Annotated in this window: 15 protein-coding genes; 7 read left to right on the forward strand and 8 right to left on the reverse strand. The window is 59.4% G+C overall.

The features are described from left to right. Positions 1–304 precede the first annotated feature (304 nt). Together focA and pflB are read left to right on the forward strand one after the other, a co-directional pair. Entirely contained in the window at positions 305–1153 is an 849-nt protein-coding gene (gene focA / locus C2U30_RS04305) for a formate transporter FocA (protein ID WP_010674505.1), read from the forward strand. A gap of 41 nt (positions 1154–1194) precedes the next feature. Continuing rightward, a complete protein-coding gene (gene pflB / locus C2U30_RS04310; protein ID WP_103244647.1) occupies positions 1195–3477 on the forward strand; it encodes a formate C-acetyltransferase in 2283 nt (760 codons plus the stop codon). Positions 3478–3598: 121 nt separating this feature from the next. On the opposite strand, the gene phnX is transcribed toward pflB, so the two are convergent. The 3 genes from phnX to phnW are packed head-to-tail and all read right to left on the reverse strand — an operon-like array spanning position 3599 to position 6994. Further along, positions 3599–4438, reverse strand: a complete 840-nt coding sequence (gene phnX / locus C2U30_RS04315) for a phosphonoacetaldehyde hydrolase (protein ID WP_103243240.1) — start codon at positions 4436–4438, stop codon at positions 3599–3601. Next, positions 4431–5855 carry an aspartate aminotransferase family protein gene (locus C2U30_RS04320; RefSeq protein WP_103243241.1) on the reverse strand — a complete coding sequence of 475 codons (1425 nt, stop codon included), beginning with the start codon at positions 5853–5855 and terminating at the stop codon, positions 4431–4433. The genes phnX and C2U30_RS04320 overlap by 8 nt, the downstream gene beginning before the upstream one ends. Further along, positions 5852–6994 (reverse strand): 2-aminoethylphosphonate--pyruvate transaminase, encoded by a 1143-nt coding sequence (gene phnW / locus C2U30_RS04325; protein WP_103243242.1) that lies wholly within the window; start codon positions 6992–6994, stop codon positions 5852–5854. The genes C2U30_RS04320 and phnW overlap by 4 nt, the downstream gene beginning before the upstream one ends. Before the next feature lie 264 nt (positions 6995–7258). Here phnW and phnR point away from each other — a divergent pair, with 264 nt between their 5' ends. The 5 genes from phnR to C2U30_RS04350 all read left to right on the forward strand — a co-directional run bounded on the left by phnR (position 7259) and on the right by C2U30_RS04350 (position 13631). Next, a complete protein-coding gene (gene phnR, locus C2U30_RS04330; RefSeq protein ID WP_029303195.1) occupies positions 7259–7966 on the forward strand; it encodes a phosphonate utilization transcriptional regulator PhnR in 708 nt (235 codons plus the stop codon). A gap of 120 nt (positions 7967–8086) precedes the next feature. After that, positions 8087–9106 carry a putative 2-aminoethylphosphonate ABC transporter substrate-binding protein gene (locus tag C2U30_RS04335; protein ID WP_103243244.1) on the forward strand — a complete coding sequence of 340 codons (1020 nt, stop codon included), beginning with the start codon at positions 8087–8089 and terminating at the stop codon, positions 9104–9106. A gap of 272 nt (positions 9107–9378) precedes the next feature. After that, on the forward strand, positions 9379–10473 hold the full coding sequence (locus C2U30_RS04340; protein ID WP_103243245.1) for a putative 2-aminoethylphosphonate ABC transporter ATP-binding protein: 1095 nt from the start codon (positions 9379–9381) through the stop codon (positions 10471–10473). After that, a complete protein-coding gene (locus tag C2U30_RS04345) occupies positions 10470–12206 on the forward strand; it encodes a putative 2-aminoethylphosphonate ABC transporter permease subunit (protein ID WP_103243246.1) in 1737 nt (578 codons plus the stop codon). The genes C2U30_RS04340 and C2U30_RS04345 overlap by 4 nt, the downstream gene beginning before the upstream one ends. Before the next feature lie 18 nt (positions 12207–12224). Further along, positions 12225–13631 (forward strand): FAD-dependent oxidoreductase, encoded by a 1407-nt coding sequence (locus tag C2U30_RS04350; RefSeq protein WP_103243247.1) that lies wholly within the window; start codon positions 12225–12227, stop codon positions 13629–13631. Positions 13632–13749: 118 nt separating this feature from the next. On the opposite strand, the gene C2U30_RS04355 is transcribed toward C2U30_RS04350, so the two are convergent. From C2U30_RS04355 to sucC, 5 genes are all read right to left on the reverse strand, one after another. Further along, positions 13750–14205, reverse strand: coding sequence for a YcgN family cysteine cluster protein (locus C2U30_RS04355; protein WP_103243248.1), 456 nt, complete (start codon positions 14203–14205; stop codon positions 13750–13752). Between the two features lie 659 nt (positions 14206–14864). Continuing rightward, a complete protein-coding gene (locus C2U30_RS04360; RefSeq protein ID WP_000019402.1) occupies positions 14865–15845 on the reverse strand; it encodes an IS5-like element IS5 family transposase in 981 nt (326 codons plus the stop codon). Positions 15846–15977: 132 nt separating this feature from the next. Further along, positions 15978–16637 (reverse strand): hypothetical protein, encoded by a 660-nt coding sequence (locus C2U30_RS04370; protein WP_158654834.1) that lies wholly within the window; start codon positions 16635–16637, stop codon positions 15978–15980. A gap of 326 nt (positions 16638–16963) precedes the next feature. Next, on the reverse strand, positions 16964–17836 hold the full coding sequence (gene sucD / locus C2U30_RS04375) for a succinate--CoA ligase subunit alpha (RefSeq protein ID WP_005300222.1): 873 nt from the start codon (positions 17834–17836) through the stop codon (positions 16964–16966). Then, on the reverse strand, positions 17836–19002 hold the full coding sequence (gene sucC / locus C2U30_RS04380; RefSeq protein ID WP_005300220.1) for an ADP-forming succinate--CoA ligase subunit beta: 1167 nt from the start codon (positions 19000–19002) through the stop codon (positions 17836–17838). The genes sucD and sucC overlap by 1 nt, the downstream gene beginning before the upstream one ends. Positions 19003–19052: the final 50 nt, after the last annotated feature.

Genomic DNA, 19052 nt, shown 5'->3' on the forward strand with positions numbered 1-19052 from the left:
GAAATAAAAGACAAAAAATACCTCTTAGGGGGTTGTTAATTTGGCACTCATGGTGCAGTGCGGCCGCAAAGGTGCCTGGCCGGTACTTTTTTAAGGGTGTCCTTTATAAGTTCTTAAAAATCATAAAATTAATAACAGACTCATTTCTGTTTCACCTGAAACCTGGTGTAAAGAAACGCTTCCGGATGGCGAAAAATCCTGTAGTAAAATTACATTCACAATCTGTAATTCTTGATCGGAGTCAATTTTGGGGATCAGCCCCTTTGTTATGATTTCCACAGGCAAAATATGCAGGTACTGAGAATTGAAAGCAGAATCTCCCTTTGATTGTCTGAAGCCCGAAGCCATCGCCGCCCTGGCCGAAGACATTACCTATGCCAAGGCCACCAAGCCCGCATACAAGGTCATTCCCCTGGCCATCACCGCTGGCGCCTTCATCGCCATCGCATTCGTCTTCTATATCACCGTCACCACGGGCTCAAGCGGCATGGCCTGGGGCATGTCCAAGCTGGTGGGCGGCATCTGCTTCTCCCTCGGTCTCATCCTCTGCGTCCTGCTCGGCGCCGAACTGTTCACCTCCACTACCCTCACCCTGGTAGCCAAGGCGGCGAATCGCATCAGCTGGGCCCAGCTGCTCAAGAACTGGGGACTGGTCTACTTCGGCAACCTCATCGGCGGTCTCATCATCGTCGGCCTCATCATCATGTCGGCGGAATACACGGCAGCGGATGGTCAGTGGGGGCTGAACGCCATGAAAGTGGCCCAGCACAAGATCCATCACACCTTCTTCGAGGCCGTGGCCCTTGGCATCCTCTGCAACCTCATGGTGTGTCTCGCCGTGTGGATGGCCTTCGGCGCCCGCAGCGCCACCGACAAGGTGATGGTGATGCTGCTTCCCGTCGCCATGTTCGTGGCCTCCGGTTTTGAGCACAGCATTGCAAACATGTTTATGATCCCGGTCGGTATCGCCATCCACAGCGTCGCGAGCCCGGAATTCTGGCAGGCCATCGGCCAGGATCCGGCGACCTTTGCCGACCTGACCGTGTCCAACTTCGTCCTGCACAACCTCATCCCTGTCACCATCGGTAATATCATTGGTGGTGGCGTCATGGTTGGGCTGACTTACTGGTTTATCTTCCGTCGCCATCATTAAGGATGGCGGCAGACACATAAATACCTTGAGAGGTAATGAAAATGGCAGAACTTAACGAACAGTTCCAAAAAGCATGGGAAGGCTTCGCAGCCGGTGAATGGCAGACCTCTGTCAACACCCGTGACTTCATCCAGAAGAACTACACCCCGTATGAAGGTGACGAGTCCTTCCTGGCTGGCGCGACCGAAGCCACCACCAAGCTGTGGGACAAGGTCATGGAAGGCATCAAGATCGAGAACCGCACTCACGCGCCGGTCGATTTTGATACCGACCTGCCCTCCACCATTACCGCTCACGATGCCGGCTATATCGACCAGAGCCTGGAGCAAATCGTTGGTCTGCAGACCGACAAACCGCTCAAGCGCGCCATCATCGCCAACGGCGGTATCAAGATGGTCAAGACCTCTTGCGAAGTGTACGGTCGCCAGCTTGACCCCATGGTCGAGAAGATCTTCACCGAGTACCGCAAGACTCACAACCAGGGCGTGTTCGACGTCTACACCAAAGACATCCTGAACTGCCGCAAGTCCGGCGTCATCACCGGTCTGCCGGATGCCTACGGCCGTGGCCGTATCATCGGTGACTACCGTCGTGTTGCCCTGTACGGTATCGACTTCCTGATGGCCGACAAACTGGCTCAGTTCAAGTCCCTGCAGGCTGACCTGGAAAACGGTGTCAACCTGGAAGCCACCATCCGTCTGCGCGAAGAGATCTCCGAGCAGCACCGTGCCCTGGCCCAGATGAAGGTGATGGCTGCCAAATATGGCTGCGACATCTCCGTACCGGCCAAAAACGCCAAAGAAGCCGTACAGTGGACCTACTTCGCCTACCTGGCGGCGGTCAAGTCCCAGAACGGCGCGGCCATGTCCTTCGGTCGTACCTCCAGCTTCCTGGACATCTACATCGAGCGTGACCTGCAGAAAGGCCTGATCACCGAGCAAGAAGCCCAGGAGCTGATGGACCACATGGTCATGAAGCTGCGTATGGTTCGCTTCCTGCGTACCCCGGAATACGATTCACTGTTCTCCGGCGACCCGATGTGGGCGACCGAGACCCTGGCCGGTATGGGCGTTGACGGCCGTACCCTGGTCACCAAGAACAGCTTCCGTATGCTGAACACCCTGTACACCATGGGCCCGTCCCCTGAGCCGAACCTGACCATCCTGTGGTCCGAGAAGCTGCCGGTCGGTTTCAAGAAGTACTGCGCCAAGGTATCCATCGAGACCTCTTCCGTTCAGTACGAGAACGACGACCTGATGCGTCCGGACTTCAACAACGATGACTACGCCATCGCTTGCTGTGTGTCCCCGATGATCGTCGGCAAACAGATGCAGTTCTTCGGTGCCCGTGCCAACCTGGCCAAGACCATGCTGTATGCAATCAACGGCGGTATGGACGAGAAGCTCAAGATCCAGGTCGGTCCGAAGACCGAAATGGTCACCTCCGAGTACCTCGATTACAACGACGTGATGGACAGACTGGATCACTTCATGGACTGGCTGGCCAAGCAGTATGTCGCCGCCCTGAACATCATCCACTACATGCACGACAAGTACAGCTACGAAGCCTCCCTGATGGCGCTGCACGACCGTGACGTCTATCGCACCATGGCTTGCGGCATCGCGGGTCTGTCCGTAGCCGCTGATTCCCTGTCTGCCATCAAGTACGCCAAGGTCAAGCCGGTACGTGATGCCGATGGCGTCTCCATCGACTTCGAAATCGAAGGCGAGTACCCGCAGTTCGGCAACAACGACGCTCGCGTCGATGACATCGCCTGCGACCTGGTTGAGCGCTTCATGAAGAAGATTCAGAAGCTGAACACCTACCGTGGTGCCGTGGCTACCCAGTCCGTGCTGACCATCACCTCCAACGTGGTGTACGGCAAGAAGACCGGTAACACCCCGGATGGTCGTCGCGCCGGTGCGCCGTTCGGCCCGGGTGCCAACCCGATGCACGGTCGTGATCAGAAGGGTGCCGTTGCTTCCCTGACTTCCGTTGCCAAGCTGCCGTTCGCCTACGCCAAAGATGGTATCTCCTATACCTTCTCCATCGTGCCGAATGCCCTGGGCAAAGACATGGAAGCCCAGAAAGCCAACCTGGCCGGCCTGATGGATGGTTACTTCCACCACGAAGCCAACCTGGAAGGTGGTCAGCACTTGAACGTCAACGTGATGAACCGTGAAATGCTGCTGGACGCCATGGAAAACCCGGAGAAATATCCGCAGTTGACCATCCGCGTATCCGGTTATGCCGTTCGCTTCAACTCCTTGACCAAGGAGCAACAGCAAGACGTCATCACCCGTACCTTCACCGCTTCTCTGTAATAGAGTCTCGGAGAACAAAAACCGGCACCCAGGTGCCGGTTTTTTTATGCCTGATAGTCAGGGAGCATCGGCCTGAACCTGCCGGCAAGGCCGGCTCTCCCCTCCTCTCATCCCGCCTTGTTCAGGGCCGCTCACCCGCAGTCAGACGGCGGTTGATATCGGCGATGACCGGGGCGATATCCGCCAGGGTGTCGATGACGTAGTGCGCCCCCGCCGCCCGCAGTTTGGCCTCGGCCGGTACGCGCCTGGCGGCTATCTCCGCCTCGTTCATGGCGGCAAACTCGTCCCAGGTAGCGCCAAACTCGTTGCCGGAAACCGACAATCCCACCGTCCACATGCCCGCGTTCAACCCTTCGCTGATACCCGGCACGGCGTCATCTACCTTGATGCAACGATGCACCGCGCTCACTCCCAGCTCAATCACGTTGGCCAGCGCCATCCAGGGGCCGGGGCGACCGCCAGCCTTGAGATCGTCGGTGGCGACCCAGTGATCCGGGCGATAACCGTGATCGGCCGCAGCAGGTACCAGCGCTTCCATCACCGGACGGGGGTAACCGGAGCAGGAGCCGATGCGCAGCCCCTGGCCCCGCAGTGCCTCCAGCACCGGTAGCACACCGGGAATGGGGGCGGCAAAGCGGGTCACCGCGGCAATCTGCAGCGGCATAAAGGTGTGATAAATGTGGTCCACCTCGGCGTGGCTCATGGGGTGGCCGAAGCGAGCCTGCCAGCGCACATCCACCGAGGGCAGACGGCCCAGCGCGGCGATATGATCCCACTTGCCCAGCCCCATGGGCTGGCGCGCCTCATCCAGGGTCACGGGGAAGTCATAGGCGCGGGCGAAGGCCTCGACGAAGATGGAGGTGGGGGCGAAGGAGCCGAAATCGACGACGGTGCCGGCCCAGTCGAGGATCAGCGCCTCTACGTCGGTGGTCGGGTCTACAACAATCTGCAAGTCAGTCATGGTGGTGTTCCTGTTTCGGTGAAAGTGCGATCTCGCCAAGGGCGTGATCGAGAATGGTGATGGCACGCACCAGATCGGCGCGGGCGATATTGAGCGGTGGCGAGAGCTGGATGACATTGCCCTGAGAGACCTTGAAGCTGAGCCCCAGCTCAAGACAGCGGTAGAGCAGCCGCTCGGCGGCCTGGCTGTTGCGGGTGCGACTCTGGTGATCGACCACCAGATCGAGCGCCCAGAGCAAACCGATACCGCGCACCTGCCCAATGAGCGGGTGACGCTCGGCAAGCGCCACGAGCTCTGCCGCCATAAAATGGCCATCCTCCCGCACCTTGGCCAGCAACCCCTCTTCACGGATGGTACTGATGGTGGCAAGGGCCGCCGCGCAGCCGATGGGGCTCTTCTCGTGGGTGTAGTGACCCAGCGAAATAGCTGCGGCCTGATTGAAACGGTCGCGGGTGATGAGCGCAGCAAATGGCACCACCCCGCCCCCCAACCCTTTGCCCAGGCAGATGATGTCGGGCTCGATGCCGAATTCTTCAAAGCTGAACCAGTGGCCAGTACGCCCCAGGGCATTGGGGATCTCGTCGACGATCAGCAGCACCTTGTGGCGATCGCAGATCTCCCGCACCCGCTGCCAGTAGGCCTTCGAGGGCACCTGTACGTCGGTGTTGCGGATGGGCTCGGCGATAAAGGCGCCGATCCCTCCCTCCTTCTCGATGACGTACTCCAGATAATCGGCATAGTGCAGGTCATCCCCCTCCCCGCGATACCAGACACCGCGATAACGGGTGGGCGGCGGGATACGCTCCACACCGGCCATCAAGGGGCCCATGCCGGCGCGAAAACAGGCTTCACCGCCGACCGAGATGGCATCGAGGGAGGCGCCGTGAAAGGCATCCCACAGGGACACCACCTTGCTGTTGCCGGTTATGAAACGGGCGAGCTTCAGGGCAATCCCCACTACCTCGCTGCCGCCGGGGGCGAACAGCACCCGGTTGAGATCGCCGGGGGCCAGTTCGGCCAGGGTGCGGGCACAGTCGATGGCAACCTGATGGGTGTAGCGGCGGGGTGCAAACGGCAGATCGGCGAGTTGCTGCTGCACCGCGGCCACCACCCTGGGGTGACCGTGGCCCAGCTGATGGACGCTGTTGCCGTGAAAATCGAGATACCGTTTGCCCGATACGCTGGTCAGCCAGCTCCCCTGCGCACGCTCAAGCAGATCGAGACAGGGGGTGGAGAGGGCCTGATGGAGAAAGTAGCGGCTATCCTCCGCCAATCCCGCCTGCACCGCCTCGCTCTGACCTGCCCACCAGCGCGCCCGCCCCTCGCCGAGGTTGATATCCCCTTCGCTGTCGGCACGGCCGCTGCCGTGCCGCTTATGGTCGTGCTGATCGCAACCCTGAGGCGCTTGGCTCGTCATCGCGCGTCCCCTTGCCAGTAGCAGGCGCTGGCCATGGCGGCGAGCAGATCCCGCACCCGCTCTGGGGTCACATCACCGATATTGCCGATACGGAAGCAATCGGCCTGGGAGACCTTGCCCGGATAGATGACAAAGCCCTGCCCCTTGAGCCGCTGGTAGAAGTCGGCGAAGCGGTAGTCAGGGTGGGCCGGAGAGTAGAAGGCGGTGATGATGGGAGATTGCCACTGTTCTGGCAGCAGCGGCGCAAAGCCAAGCGCCGCCATCCCCGCCACCAGGGTGCGCTGATTTTCACTGTAACGCAGATGGCGGGCGGCGATGCCTCCCTCCGCTTCCAGCTCGCGCAGCGCCTGGGCAAAGGCCAGCACGGTATGGGTGGGCGAGGTGAAGCGCCACTTGCCCCCCTGCTGCTCCATGGTCTGCCACTGGGCATGCAGGTCGAGGGAGACAGATCGGGCGCGACCAGCGCAGGCCGTGAGCGCCACGCGGCGAGCGATAACGAAGCCAAAACCCGGCACCCCCTGAATACACTTGTTGGCGGAGCTGATGAGAAACTCGATGCCAAGGCGCCCCATGTCGATGGGGATACCGCCAAAGCTGCTCATGGCATCGACGATCAAGCGGATGCCACGGTGCTGGCAGAGCTGAGCCACCTCGTCGAGCGGGTTGAGCATGCCGGTGGTAGTCTCGCAATGCACCATGGCCAGATGGGTGATCTCGGGGTGGCGCACCAGCATCGCCTCGATGGCGACGGCTTCCGGGCGGGTTGTCTCGCCGCAGTCGAGCTCATGGTGGCGCAGGCCAAGGCAGCGGGCCATCTCCCCCATGCGGGCGCCGTAGGCGCCGTTGTTGATGATCAGCAGACACTCATCGACGCCTATCGCCGAGCCCAGTACGCTCTCCACCACATAGCTGCCGCTCCCCTGCAGCAGCACGGCGCTGTAGTCGCTCTCATATTCCGGGCCGGTGGCGAGGCGCACCAGCTCGCGGCGGATGGGCTCCACCACACCCTGGTTGTAGTCCGCATCCCAGGTGCAGCTGTCTTGCAGCATGGCGGCGCGCACCGTCGCGGTGGTCGAGAGGGGGCCCGGGGTCAGCAGCAGGTAATCGACGGCGGCAGGGGCCGCAGGAATATGGGTCATGACTTTGCTCCTTTTGGTATATACCAGAATGAGCCATTGTGGGTAACGGCCCCGCCAAGGTCAAAGGGGTGGCGCTACGTGCAACAAAAAATTCATTTTCAGCGCCGGGATCGCGATAATCTAGGAAGCCTGAACCACAGGGCCAACACTGGTATCTACCAACATGTTTTGACATCGTCGTTTATCGGCTGGGCAGATGACCAATCCTGTGCCCAGCCCATTGCCCAACTCATTGCACAACTCATTGCACAATCAGGGATTTTCATGAGCAAACCCCAATACCTGCAGATCAAGGATGCCCTCGCCAACCAGATCCTGGCGGGGGGTCTGGCCCCCAACGACAAGCTCCCCTCCGAGCGGCTGCTGGGGGAACTCTATGGCACCACAAGGGTCACCATTCGCGAGGCGCTGGTGCAGCTGGAGGCGAACGGCCTTATCTATCGGGAGGATCGCCGCGGCTGGTTCGTCACCCCGCCGCGTTTCAGTCTCAACCCCAGACGCACCTCCAACTTTCACCAGATAGTGCGGGAGCAAGGGGGCGAGCCACGCACCGAGCTGCTGGAAAAAAGCCGCCAGGCGGTGCCGCCCGCGTTGATGGCGCAGTTGCAACTCAAGCCGTTTGACAGCCTCTTTTTGCTCAAGCGACTGCGCTACGCCAACGGGCGCGCCATCTGCTACTGCGAGAACCACTGCCTGCCAGAGCGGGTGCCCGGCCTGCTGGAGCTGGATCTCAACGGCAGTCTGACCGAGATCTACCAGGCCCATTACGATCTCCACTACGCCCGCATGCAGGTGCGCTTCTTCCCCACCGCCCTGCCGGACGAAGTGGCCAAGGCGCTCGGGGCCACCGCCGGTCTGCCCGCCCTGCGCCTCGAGCGACTCAACTTCGATCAGCACGGCCGGGTGCTCGATTTCGATCTGGAGTACTGGCGCCACGACAGTCTGGAGATCGAGGTGGATACCCAGGATTAGTCACGGACAAATCAGGGACGGCAAAACGTCACGGGGCTGTCACGGTCACGTCATAAAGATCCCCTAGCCTCTCTCTCGACCAATCTGGTTTATACCAAACCAATTTAACTGGAGAAGAGGATGAAACAGGGAACCCATCTGCTGGCCGCCGCCGTACTGGCTGCCATGACCGCCCCGGCACTGGCCGCGACCGACCTCACCGTCTACACCGCCTTCGAACCGGAGCAGCTCAACGAGCTGAAAACCGCGTTCGAGCGCCAGCATCCGGATATCAACATCAAGTGGGTGCGTGACTCCACCGGCGTGGTCACCGCCCGCTTGCTGGCAGAAAAAGCCCAGCCCAAAGCGGATGTGGTATGGGGACTGGCGGCGACCAGCCTGATGCAGCTCGATCAGCAGCAGATGCTCAATGCCTATGCACCGAAAGGGCTGGACAAGCTCGACAGCCGCTTTCGCGACAGCAAGGCCGAGCCGCACTGGATCGGTCTGGACGCCTTCTTCAGCGCCATCTGCTTCAACAAGGTAGAGGCGGAAAAGCAGGGGATCCCGGCGCCCACCAGCTGGGCCGACCTTACCAAGCCCATCTACAAGGGCAAGGTGATCATGCCCAACCCCAGCTCCTCCGGCACCGGTTACCTGAGCGTCGCTGGTTGGCTGCAGACCATGGGTGAGAAGCAGGGCTGGCAATTCATGAACGGCCTGCACCAGAACATCGACCGTTACACCCACTCGGGCTCCGCCCCTTGCAAGCTGGCCGCCAGCGGCGAGACGGTGATCGGCATCTCCTTCGACTTCCCGGCCACCAGCCTCAAGGCCAAGGGGGCCCCCATTGAGGTGGTGTTCCCGAAAGAGGGGTCGGGCTGGGATATGGAAGCCGCCGCCATCATCAAGGGCACCTCCAAGCTGGAAGCCGCCAAACAGCTGCTCGACTTTGCCGCCACCGAACAGGCCAACGCCCTCTACAACAAGTCGTTCGCAGTGGTCGCCATCCCCGATGTAGCCCAACCGAGAGCGGGCTATCCGGCTGATATCAAAGGCCAGATGATCGACAACGACTTTAGCTGGGCAGCCCGCGAGCGTAACGCCATCCTGGCCCAGTGGAGTGCCAGCTTCGACGGCAAGACCGAAGCCAAGCAGTAAGCGTGAAGGGCGGCGGTTTGTTCACGCCCCACACACAGCCACCAATAAACTGCCAGTCGAAGGCCAACAGCTGTTGGCCTTCGCTTTTTGGTTTTCACTTCCCGAGTGTGTATTGCCTTCAATTAGCGACGCTTCGCCCATCCACACAGGGCCCAACTACTTGCTGGCGACCCGATGTCATTTGACTGTCATCAAGCTGTCATCCCCCGATCACCTGACCGTCACACTTCACCCGCAAACTGGTATATACCAAATCAGTAGCGAGTCGAACCATGACCCAGCCCTATCTGGACATTCAACATCTCAACAAGCAGTTCGGTGCTTTTCAGGCCCTTAAAGGGATCTCTCTGACCATTGAGCCGGGGGAGTTTATCTGCTTTCTCGGCCCCTCCGGCTGCGGTAAAACCACCTTGCTCAGAGCCATCGCCGGGCTGGATCTGCCGGACAGCGGCGAGATCTGGCAAGGGGGGCGCAATATCTCCCGCCTGCCGCCCCAGCAGCGCGACTTTGGCATCGTGTTTCAATCCTACGCCCTCTTCCCCAACTTGACGGTGGCCCAGAACATCGCCTTGGGCCTCGAGAATCAGGGGCTGGCGCGCGATGTCATCAAGGAGCGGGTGGATCACTGGCTCGGGCTGGTCGCTCTCAATGCCCAGTCCCACAAATACCCGAGCCAGATCTCCGGCGGCCAGCAGCAGCGGGTGGCGCTGGCCCGGGCACTGGCCCTCTCCCCCGGCCTGTTGCTGCTGGACGAACCGCTCAGCGCGCTGGATGCGCTGGTTCGCACCCACCTTCGCAGCGAGATCCGCGCCCTGCAGCAGCGCCTTGGCATTACCACCATCATGGTGACCCACGATCAGGAAGAGGCGCTGACCATGGCCGATCGCATCGTGGTGATGGAGGGCGGCCGCATCGTGCAGGTGGGCACCCCGCAGGCGATCTACCACCAGCCTGCCAGCCGTTTCGTGGCAAGCTTTGTCGGCACCATGAACTTTCTCGATGCCCTGGTGCTCGGCCCCAATCAGGTGCGCCTCAACGAGCAGCCGCTGCAACTCACCAACCGGGCCACCGCCGGCAGCAAATTGCAGGTGGCGATCCGCCCCGAGGCGATCACCCTGAGTGCGCCGAGCGAACCGTATCTTGGCCATCATGGCGTTGAAGCAACCATCGATCAGGTGGAGTTTCTCGGCGCCGCCCAGCGCCTCATCTGCACCGCCGACACCTATCTGGGCCCGCAGCAGATCCTGGTGGAGCGCCCGACCCATGAGCTGCCCCGCCACGAACAGGGGGGCTGGCGCAGCGGCATGCGCTGCTCCCTGCACTGGCCCGCCGGGGCGATGCAGCTGTTTGAAGGAGAGCGTCCATGACAGCCCCCCTTGCGACCTCCTCCCTGCCGCCGCCAGCGACAGCCCGGCAAGACGGCCGCTGGCAGCGGCTCTGTCGCGGCTGGAGCCGGGATCAGCTGCTGCAGCTGACCCTGCTGGTGCTCGGTATCGCCCTGCTGGTGGGGGGCCTCTTGCTGCCGCTGCTCACCATGCTGCAAAAGAGTCTGCAGGATGAGAACGGCCTCTGGGTGGGGCTTGCCAACTTCAGCGCCTACTTCGACTCCCCTCATCTGGGGCGCACCATTGGCAACACCCTCTGGCTCGGGGTGCTGATCACCGCGCTGGTGGTGACCATCGCCTTTGGCTACGCCTACGCCCTCACCCGTACCTGCATGCCGGGCAAGGGGCTGTTTCGCCTCATCGGTTTGATCCCGCTCCTGATGCCCTCCCTGTTGCCCGCCATCAGTCTGGTCTACTGGTTTGGCAATCAGGGGGTCGCCAAGGGGCTGCTCGGCGGCGAGAGCATCTACGGCCCCATCGGCATCGTCATCGGTCTGGGCTTCTGGTGTTTTCCCCACGCTCTGATGATCCTCATCACGGCGCTCGGTCAGAGCGATGCCCGCCTCTATGAAGCCTCCCGGGTGCTGGGCAGCAGCGGCTGGCGCACCTTTGTCACCGTCACCCTGCCCACCGCCCGTTATGGCCTGCTGAGCGCAGCCATCGCGGTCTTCACCCTCACCATCTGCGACTTCGGGGTGGCCAAGGTGATTGGCGGCCAGTACAGCGTGCTGGCTACCGACATCTACCGGCAGGTGATCGGGATGCAGAACTTCTCGCTGGGCGCCGTTGCCAGCGTCACCCTGCTGCTGCCGGCACTGTTGAGCTTTGCCCTGGAGCACAGAGTACGCAGCAAGATGCAGGAGCAGAGCAGCACCAAGGCGGTGCCCTATCAACCCAAGCCCCATCGGCTGCGGGATCTGCTGGCGCTCGGCTGGTGTACCCTCTGGGCCCTGCTGTTTCTGGCGCTGGTGGGGATGGCCGTTTACGGCTCCCTGGTGCAGTTCTGGCCCTACAACCTCGCTCTGACGCTGGATCACTACGCCTTTGACAGCAATAGCGTCTATGGCTGGCAGCCCTTTACCAACACCTTGCAGCTGGGCCTCTATACCGCGCTTATCGGCACCGTGCTGGTGATGGTGCTGGCCTGGGCGCAGGAGAAGGGGCGCCACTTTGCATGGCTGCGCCAGCTGTTGCATCTGCTCGCCATGCTGTCGCTGGCGGTGCCCGGCATGGTGCTGGGACTGGGTTACATCTTCTTTTTCAACGGCAATCCGCTCTTTGGCGGTCTCTACGGCACCCTACCACTGATGGTGCTCTCCTGCGTCATCCACTACTACACAGTGGGTCATATGACGGCGCTGACCAGCCTCAAGCAGTTGCCCAAGGAGCTGGAGCTGGTGGCCATCTCATTGCGCATTCCGCTCTGGAAGGCGTTCTGGCGAGTCACCCTGCCCGCCTCCCTGCCAGCGCTCTTGGAGATCTTCATCTATCTGTTCGTCAACGCCATGACCACCACCTCGGCGGTGATCTTCCTCTATTCGAGCGACAGCATGCTCGCCTCCATCGCCGTGCTGAACATGGAGGATTCCGGCGATACCGCAGCGGCCGCCGCCATGGCCACCCTGATCCTGCTGGCCGCCGCCACCGTCAAGCTGCTCCAGCTCTTTTTGAGCCGCGCCCTGCTGGATCGCACCCAGCGCTGGCGCCACCCATAACCTTATCGAGGAGTCATCATGTCCACTCTCCCCTTCTGGCTGGCCGAGGCGCTCGCCGCCGAACAGCCCGCGCCCCCCATCCCCCTGGTCGGCCACCACGAGGCCGATATCTGCATCGTCGGTGGCGGCTTTACCGGGCTGTGGAGCGCCATCGCCCTTAAACAGGCCGAGCCACACTTGCGTATCATGGTGCTGGAGAAGGATCGCTGCGGCAGCGGCGCCTCCGGGCGCAACGGCGGCTGTTTGCTCACCTGGTCGGCCAAGTATTTGACCTTAAAGCGCCTCTTTGGCGAGCAGCAGGCCGCCTGGCTGGTACAAAGATCCGAGCAGGCGGTACACGAGATCGCCCACTTCTGCGAAACGCACAGCATAGAAGCGGAGCTGAGGGTCGAGGGCACCTGCTACACCGCCACCAGCGAGGCCCAGCGTGGCCTGATGGAGCCGGTATTGCAGGAACTCAAACGCGCAGACCTTAACCAGTGGCAAGTGATTGCAGAGGATAAACTGGCGAGCCAGAGCGGCTCCCACGTTCATCTGGAGGGGCTCTACAGCCCCCACGCGGGTTCGGTGCAACCGGCACTGCTGGTGCGCGGCCTGCTGCGGGTGGCGCGGGAACTGGGGGTCGAGGTCTATGAACACTCCCCCATGCGGCGCCTTGAGGCGGGCCAGCCTGCGCGGGTGCAAACGCCACAGGGCGAGGTGCGTGCCCGCAAGGTGGTGCTGGCCCTCAACAGCGCCATGGTGCAGCACTTTCGCGAGTTTAGCCGCAGCATAGTGCTGGTCTCCTCCGATATGGTGATAACCGACCCCGCGCCGGATGCACTGGCTGCCCAGCAGCTTGAGCACGGCCGCTCCGTGGTGGATGGCCGCACCTTTGTGCATTACTACCGCTCCACCCCGCAAGGGCGGCTGATGCTGGGCAAGGGGGGCAACACCTTCGCCTTTGCCAACCGCCATCTGGCCCTGTTCGATGCACCGAGCCGTTATCTTGCCCCCCTCACCCGCACCCTTCGCCGCTTCTTTCCGGCGCTCAAAGAGGTGCCCATCGCCGCCAGCTGGTGCGGCGCCTCCGACCGCTCAGTAGATGGCCTCCCCTTCTTCGGCCACTGGCGAGGGCAGCCCAATATCGTCTATGGCCTCGGCTATTCCGGCAACGGAGTGGCGCAAAGCTGGATGGGCGGCCAGATCCTGGCGGCCTTGGTGAGAGACGAGGTGCGGGAGGAGGACAAACCGTGGCGCGAATGCGCCCTGGTGAGCGGCCCGCGCGGCTACTTCCCGCCAGAGCCATTCCGCTGGCTGGGGGCCATGGCGGTGCGGGGTGCCATCCGGCGCAAAGAGAAGGCGGAAGATGAAGGCCACGCGGTGGCCTGGTATGACAAACAGCTGGCCAAACTTGCCGATGCGGCGGGCAAGGCGGATAAATAGGCACCTTCCCCCAGCGCTTAGAAAGGGGCCAGAAAGCCGAAGGGGCAGGAGAGTGATGACTCCCCTGCCCCTTCGCAGTTTGTATGGTTCGCGGCTGGCCCGATAGGCAGGCCTGGCGTTAGCTGGCCCAGGTAATGATGTGATCGGCCCAATCGCCGGCATGTACCTCATGGATCACCTTGCCGCGCACCGACTGACCCGCCTGATGCATGGCGGAGCGACTGCCGGTGATCAGCGGATGCCATTCGGGCAGGGTCTGCCCCTCCGCCAGCAGGCGATAGGCGCAGGTGGAGGGCAGCCAGTTGAACTCGGCAATCTTGTCGTGAGTGATCTGCAGGCAGTCCGGCTCTTTTTTAAAGCGGTTGCCGTAGTCGGAGCACTGGCAGGTCTTGGTATTGAGCAGGTTGCAGGCCACGTTGGTGAACACCAGCTCCTCGGTGTCCTCATCAATGAGCTTGTTCAGGCAGCACTTGCCGCAGCCGTCGCACAGAGACTCCCACTCCGTCATGGTCATCTGTTGCAGGCTTTTAACCTGCCAAAAGGGGGCGTTCTGCACGGGTTCACTCTGCTGCATAAAAATTGGCTCACTCAATACACTGACAAGCGCGTGGTTATACGCGCTATAGCCCGATTTTTCAAGGTTGGCGGTAGTTTCGCCTATTAAATCTTGCATAGGTACCTCGGAGAAAATCTACGATACCCACGTTACTCACATCGTCTTTTACAGCAAGACTGATTTAACCAATCAAGGCTCAGGCTGCCATTCACTACGAGCAGAGCGAAATGCCGACTATTGGGTCAGCATGTTTATGACGCCGCGTGATTACCAGACCTGACAGCGAGGTACGCTGTACAAGACCAATAGCCTGGGTTTAATGCGCATTCGACTTAGCCCTTTGAGCTGGATCGGAGGGGCATTAGCAACCAGCGTGGCCCGCAGACTAACCCCAAAAACGACAGGATTGATTCACCTGTGAAACAGCATCAGCCAACTTGATTTCAACAGCGTGAGAATCTTGGGCTGTTCGATTCTGGCCGCAGGTAATGGCTACGGCATATTAACTGCACTGTCCTCCGATTACGCTTAGGGAAGGTGCGAATAAGCGGGGAAATTCTTCTCGACTGACTCAGTCATTTCATTTCTTCATGTTTGAGCCGTTTTTTCTCCCGTAAATGCCTTGAATCAGCCTATTTAGACCGTTTCTTCGCCATTTAAGGCGTTATTCCCAATTTTTAGTGAGATCTCTCCCACTGACGTATCATTTGGTCCGCCCGAAACAGGTTGGCCAGCGTGAATAACATCGCCAGTTGGTTATCGTTTTTCAGCAACCCCTTGTATCTGGCTTTCACGAAGCCGAACTGTCGCTTGATGATGCGAAACGGGTGCTCCACCTTGGCCCGGATGCTGGCTTTCATGTATTCGATGTTGATGGCCGTTTTGTTCTTGCGTGGATGCTGTTTCAAGGTTCTTACCTTGCCGGGGCGCTCGGCGATCAGCCAGTCCACATCCACCTCGGCCAGCTCCTCGCGCTGTGGCGCCCCTTGGTAGCCGGCATCGGCTGAGACAAATTGCTCCTCTCCATGCAGCAGATTACCCAGCTGATTGAGGTCATGCTCGTTGGCCGCGGTGGTGACTAGGCTGTGGGTCAGGCCACTCTTGGCATCGACACCAATGTGGGCCTTCATGCCAAAGTGCCACTGATTGCCTTTCTTGGTCTGATGCATCTCCGGATCGCGTTGCTGCTCTTTGTTCTTGGTCGAGCTGGGAGCCTCAATGATGGTGGCATCGACCAAGGTGCCTTGAGTCATCATGACGCCTGCTTCGGCCAGCCAGCGATTGATGGTCTTGAACAATTGGCGGGCCAGTTGATGCTGCTCCAGCAGGTGGCGGAAATTCATGATGGTGGTGCGGTCCGGCAAGGCGCTATCCAGGGATAACCGGGCAAACAGACGCATGGAGGCGATTTCGTACAGAGCATCTTCCATCGCGCCATCGCTCAGGTTGTACCAATGCTGCATGCAGTGAATGCGTAGCATGGTTTCCAGCGGATAAGGTCGCCGGCCATTACCAGCCTTGGGATAAAACGGCTCGATGACTTCCACCATGTTTTGCCATGGCAGAATCTGCTCCATGCGGGACAAGAAAATCTCTTTTCTGGTCTGACGGCGCTTACTGCTGAATTCACTGTCGGCGAAGGTGAGCTGATGACTCATGATGAACCCTTTTTAATGGCTCCAAATGACAAACATGATCTCATATCAGGGACTTGTTCGCACCTTCCTTAGCAAATCGAACACATAAATATTGTTGATGTTTTTGCCTATAAAAATAGAGCGCTAGAAATATTACAAATTACGAATAAATCGCCAAAGTTTTGTTAACCGACAATTACCAGATAAATATTCTTTAATCATTAGTGGTTTCTCTACATTGTGTTCAACAAGCCAATCAGTAAACTCAGTTTCATACTCCTTCGATGTGGTAAAGCCGATAATATCATCATTATTTATCTTGAGGCAACGCAACATACTCGCCCAACTGGGTCTTTGGATCGCGTCGAGCAATTCATTAGTTGTACGATTATTATATAGTGGTAATGGTTGAACATAGCGCCACTCATTTTGATACTTATGAGCTTTCTTTTCCATATATTCATACCCAGCTAACCAATCTGATAACTGATGCGCACCGACAGCGCGAGCCATATGTTTATTAAATAGAGCTTCTCTAAAAAAACCATCTTCACTATCTTCTTTAACTTTTCGCCACTCAGTGAGAGCCAATTCAAAAGCCTTCCTAAATTGCCTTGAATTAAAAAAGTCAATATAAATTACTGGTTTAAAACTATGTCTTTTTATCCATTCGTCAGAAAGAATTATTCCAAAATAGCCAAATTCATCACAATGTTTTTTTGAGCCACTCTCATCTTCATGCCTAACACAAGTCATACCGAAAAACTGAGGATCTCTTTTTATTAATTCCGGATCATTTGTAAACAAGTGCATCAGTTTTCTTTCACATTGGTTAATGAAAAGTCCAGATGACATTATTTTAGACAAGGTATTTGTATTTTTAGTGTAATGAACAAACATTTTTATTAACTCAAATTAGGTGTTGGGTGATTTACCATGCATCCTGCATCGGGAATCTGATTGAGGTCAATTTATATGAAGGCACTTATTTAGTCACTTTAGCTTCGCAGGCTCATCACTAACCAGCAAGGCAGAAGAAATGCAGACAGGCACTAACCAAAGTGAAAACTAACGTTCAAATGCCATAAAAAATACCGCCCCAAGGGGCGGCATTTTGCTATCAGAGATAACAGGCTAACTTACCAGCCGGTTACTTCACGCAGGGCTTTGCCGATATCGGCCAGGGAGCGCACGGTTTTCACGCCGGCATCTTCCAGGGCGGCAAATTTCTCTGCTGCGGTACCTTTACCACCGGCGATGATGGCGCCCGCATGACCCATGCGCTTGCCAGCCGGGGCGGTGACACCCGCGATGTAGGAGACCACCGGCTTGGTGACGTGGGCCTTGATGTAGGCCGCCGCGTCTTCCTCGGCGTTGCCGCCGATCTCGCCGATCATCACGATGGCTTCGGTCTGCGGGTCATTCTGGAACATCTCCAGGATGTCGATGAAGTTGGAGCCCGGGATGGGGTCGCCACCGATTCCGACGCAGGTGGACTGGCCGAAGCCCTCGTCCGTGGTCTGCTTGACCGCTTCATAGGTCAGGGTGCCGGAGCGGGAGACGATGCCCACCTTGCCCGGCTTGTGGATGTGGCCCGGCATGATGCCGATCTTGCACTCACCCGGGGTGATGACGCCCGGGCAGTTGGGGCCGATCATGCGCACGCCGGTTTCCTGCAGCTTCACCTTGACGTCCAGCATGTCCAGGGTCGGGATGCCTTCGGTGATGGTGACAATCAGCTTGATGCCGGCATCGATGGCTTCCAGGATGGCGTCCTTGCAGAACGGGGCCGGGACATAGATGACGGAGGCAGTGGCGCCGGTGGCTTCCACGGCGTCACGGACGGTGTTGAACACCGGCAGGCCCAGGTGAGTGGTGCCGCCCTTGCCCGGGGACACGCCGCCGACCATCTGGGTACCGTAGGCAATGGCCTGTTCGGAGTGGAAGGTACCCTGACCGCCGGTAAAGCCCTGGCAGATCACCTTGGTGTCTTTGTTGATCAGAACGCTCATTATTTGGCCTCCGCTGCTTTTACCACTTGCTGAGCTGCGTCAGTCAGACTCGTTGCGGCGATGATATTGAGGCCGCTGTCGGCCAGTTTACGAGCACCCAGTTCGGCATTGTTGCCTTCCAGACGCACCACCACGGGCACTTTCACCCCCACTTCCTTCACGGCACCGATGATGCCTTCCGCGATCATGTCGCAGCGCACGATGCCACCGAAGATGTTGACCAGCACGGCTTGTACCTTGCTGTCGGAGAGGATGATCTTGAAGGCCTCGGTCACGCGCTCCTTGGTGGCACCGCCGCCGACGTCCAGGAAGTTGGCCGGGGAACCGCCGTGCAGGTTGACGATGTCCATGGTGCCCATGGCCAGGCCCGCGCCGTTGACCATGCAGCCGATGTTGCCATCGAGCGCCACATAGTTCAGCTCCCACTGGGCGGCGTGCGCTTCGCGGGGGTCATCCTGGGACGGATCGTGCATCTCGCGCAGCTTGGGCTGACGGTACAGGGCGTTGGCGTCGATGTTGATCTTGCCGTCGAGGCAGTGCAGGTTGCCCTTGTCGGTGATGACCAGGGGGTTGATCTCCAGCAGGGCGAAGTCGCAGTCCAGGAACATCTGGCCCAGACCCATGAAGATCTTGGTGAACTGCTTGATCTGATCGCCGACCAGACCCAGCTTGAAGGCCAGCTCGCGGGCCTGGTAGGGCTGCGGGCCTACCAGGGGATCGATGGCGGCCTTGTGAATGAGTTCCGGGGTTTCGTGGGCGACTTTTTCGATCTCCACGCCACCTTCGGTGGAAGCCATGAAGACCACGCGGCGAGAGCCACGGTCGACCACGGCGCCCAGGTACAGTTCCTTGGCAATGTCGGTGCAGGACTCCACCAGGATCTTGGTAACCGGCTGACCATTGGCGTCAGTCTGATAGGTCACCAGGTTCTTGCCGAGCCAGTTCTGGGCGAAGGCGCGGATCTCGTCCTTGCTCTTGGCCAGCTTGACGCCGCCCGCCTTGCCGCGGCCACCGGCGTGGACCTGGCACTTGACGACCCAGGTGTTGCCGCCAATCTTGTCGGCCGCTTCGGCCGCTTCCTGCGGGGTGGCACAGGCATAACCTTCGGAGACCGGCAGGCCATACTCGGCAAACAGCTGTTTTGCCTGATATTCATGCAGATTCATAGATGCTCTATCCGTGTTGTAGGTATTTCCGTCCGGGGCTCGTGTTTCTC

This window comes from Aeromonas sp. ASNIH5 (assembly GCF_002902865.1).
GTDB classification, from domain to species: domain Bacteria; phylum Pseudomonadota; class Gammaproteobacteria; order Enterobacterales; family Aeromonadaceae; genus Aeromonas; species Aeromonas caviae.

Coding starts and splice junctions, on each gene's coding strand:
- sucC (WP_005300220.1), bottom strand. CDS start 19,002: ATGAATCTGCATGAATATCAGGCAAAACAGCTGTTTGCCGAGTATGGC.
- C2U30_RS04350 (WP_103243247.1), top strand. CDS start 12,225: ATGTCCACTCTCCCCTTCTGGCTGGCCGAGGCGCTCGCCGCCGAACAG.
- C2U30_RS04370 (WP_158654834.1), bottom strand. CDS start 16,637: ATGCACTTGTTTACAAATGATCCGGAATTAATAAAAAGAGATCCTCAG.
- phnW (WP_103243242.1), bottom strand. CDS start 6,994: ATGACCCATATTCCTGCGGCCCCTGCCGCCGTCGATTACCTGCTGCTG.
- C2U30_RS04360 (WP_000019402.1), bottom strand. CDS start 15,845: ATGAGTCATCAGCTCACCTTCGCCGACAGTGAATTCAGCAGTAAGCGC.
- phnX (WP_103243240.1), bottom strand. CDS start 4,438: ATGACTGACTTGCAGATTGTTGTAGACCCGACCACCGACGTAGAGGCG.
- pflB (WP_103244647.1), top strand. CDS start 1,195: ATGGCAGAACTTAACGAACAGTTCCAAAAAGCATGGGAAGGCTTCGCA.
- C2U30_RS04335 (WP_103243244.1), top strand. CDS start 8,087: ATGAAACAGGGAACCCATCTGCTGGCCGCCGCCGTACTGGCTGCCATG.
- C2U30_RS04320 (WP_103243241.1), bottom strand. CDS start 5,855: ATGACGAGCCAAGCGCCTCAGGGTTGCGATCAGCACGACCATAAGCGG.
- phnR (WP_029303195.1), top strand. CDS start 7,259: ATGAGCAAACCCCAATACCTGCAGATCAAGGATGCCCTCGCCAACCAG.
- sucD (WP_005300222.1), bottom strand. CDS start 17,836: ATGAGCGTTCTGATCAACAAAGACACCAAGGTGATCTGCCAGGGCTTT.
- C2U30_RS04345 (WP_103243246.1), top strand. CDS start 10,470: ATGACAGCCCCCCTTGCGACCTCCTCCCTGCCGCCGCCAGCGACAGCC.
- C2U30_RS04340 (WP_103243245.1), top strand. CDS start 9,379: ATGACCCAGCCCTATCTGGACATTCAACATCTCAACAAGCAGTTCGGT.
- C2U30_RS04355 (WP_103243248.1), bottom strand. CDS start 14,205: ATGCAGCAGAGTGAACCCGTGCAGAACGCCCCCTTTTGGCAGGTTAAA.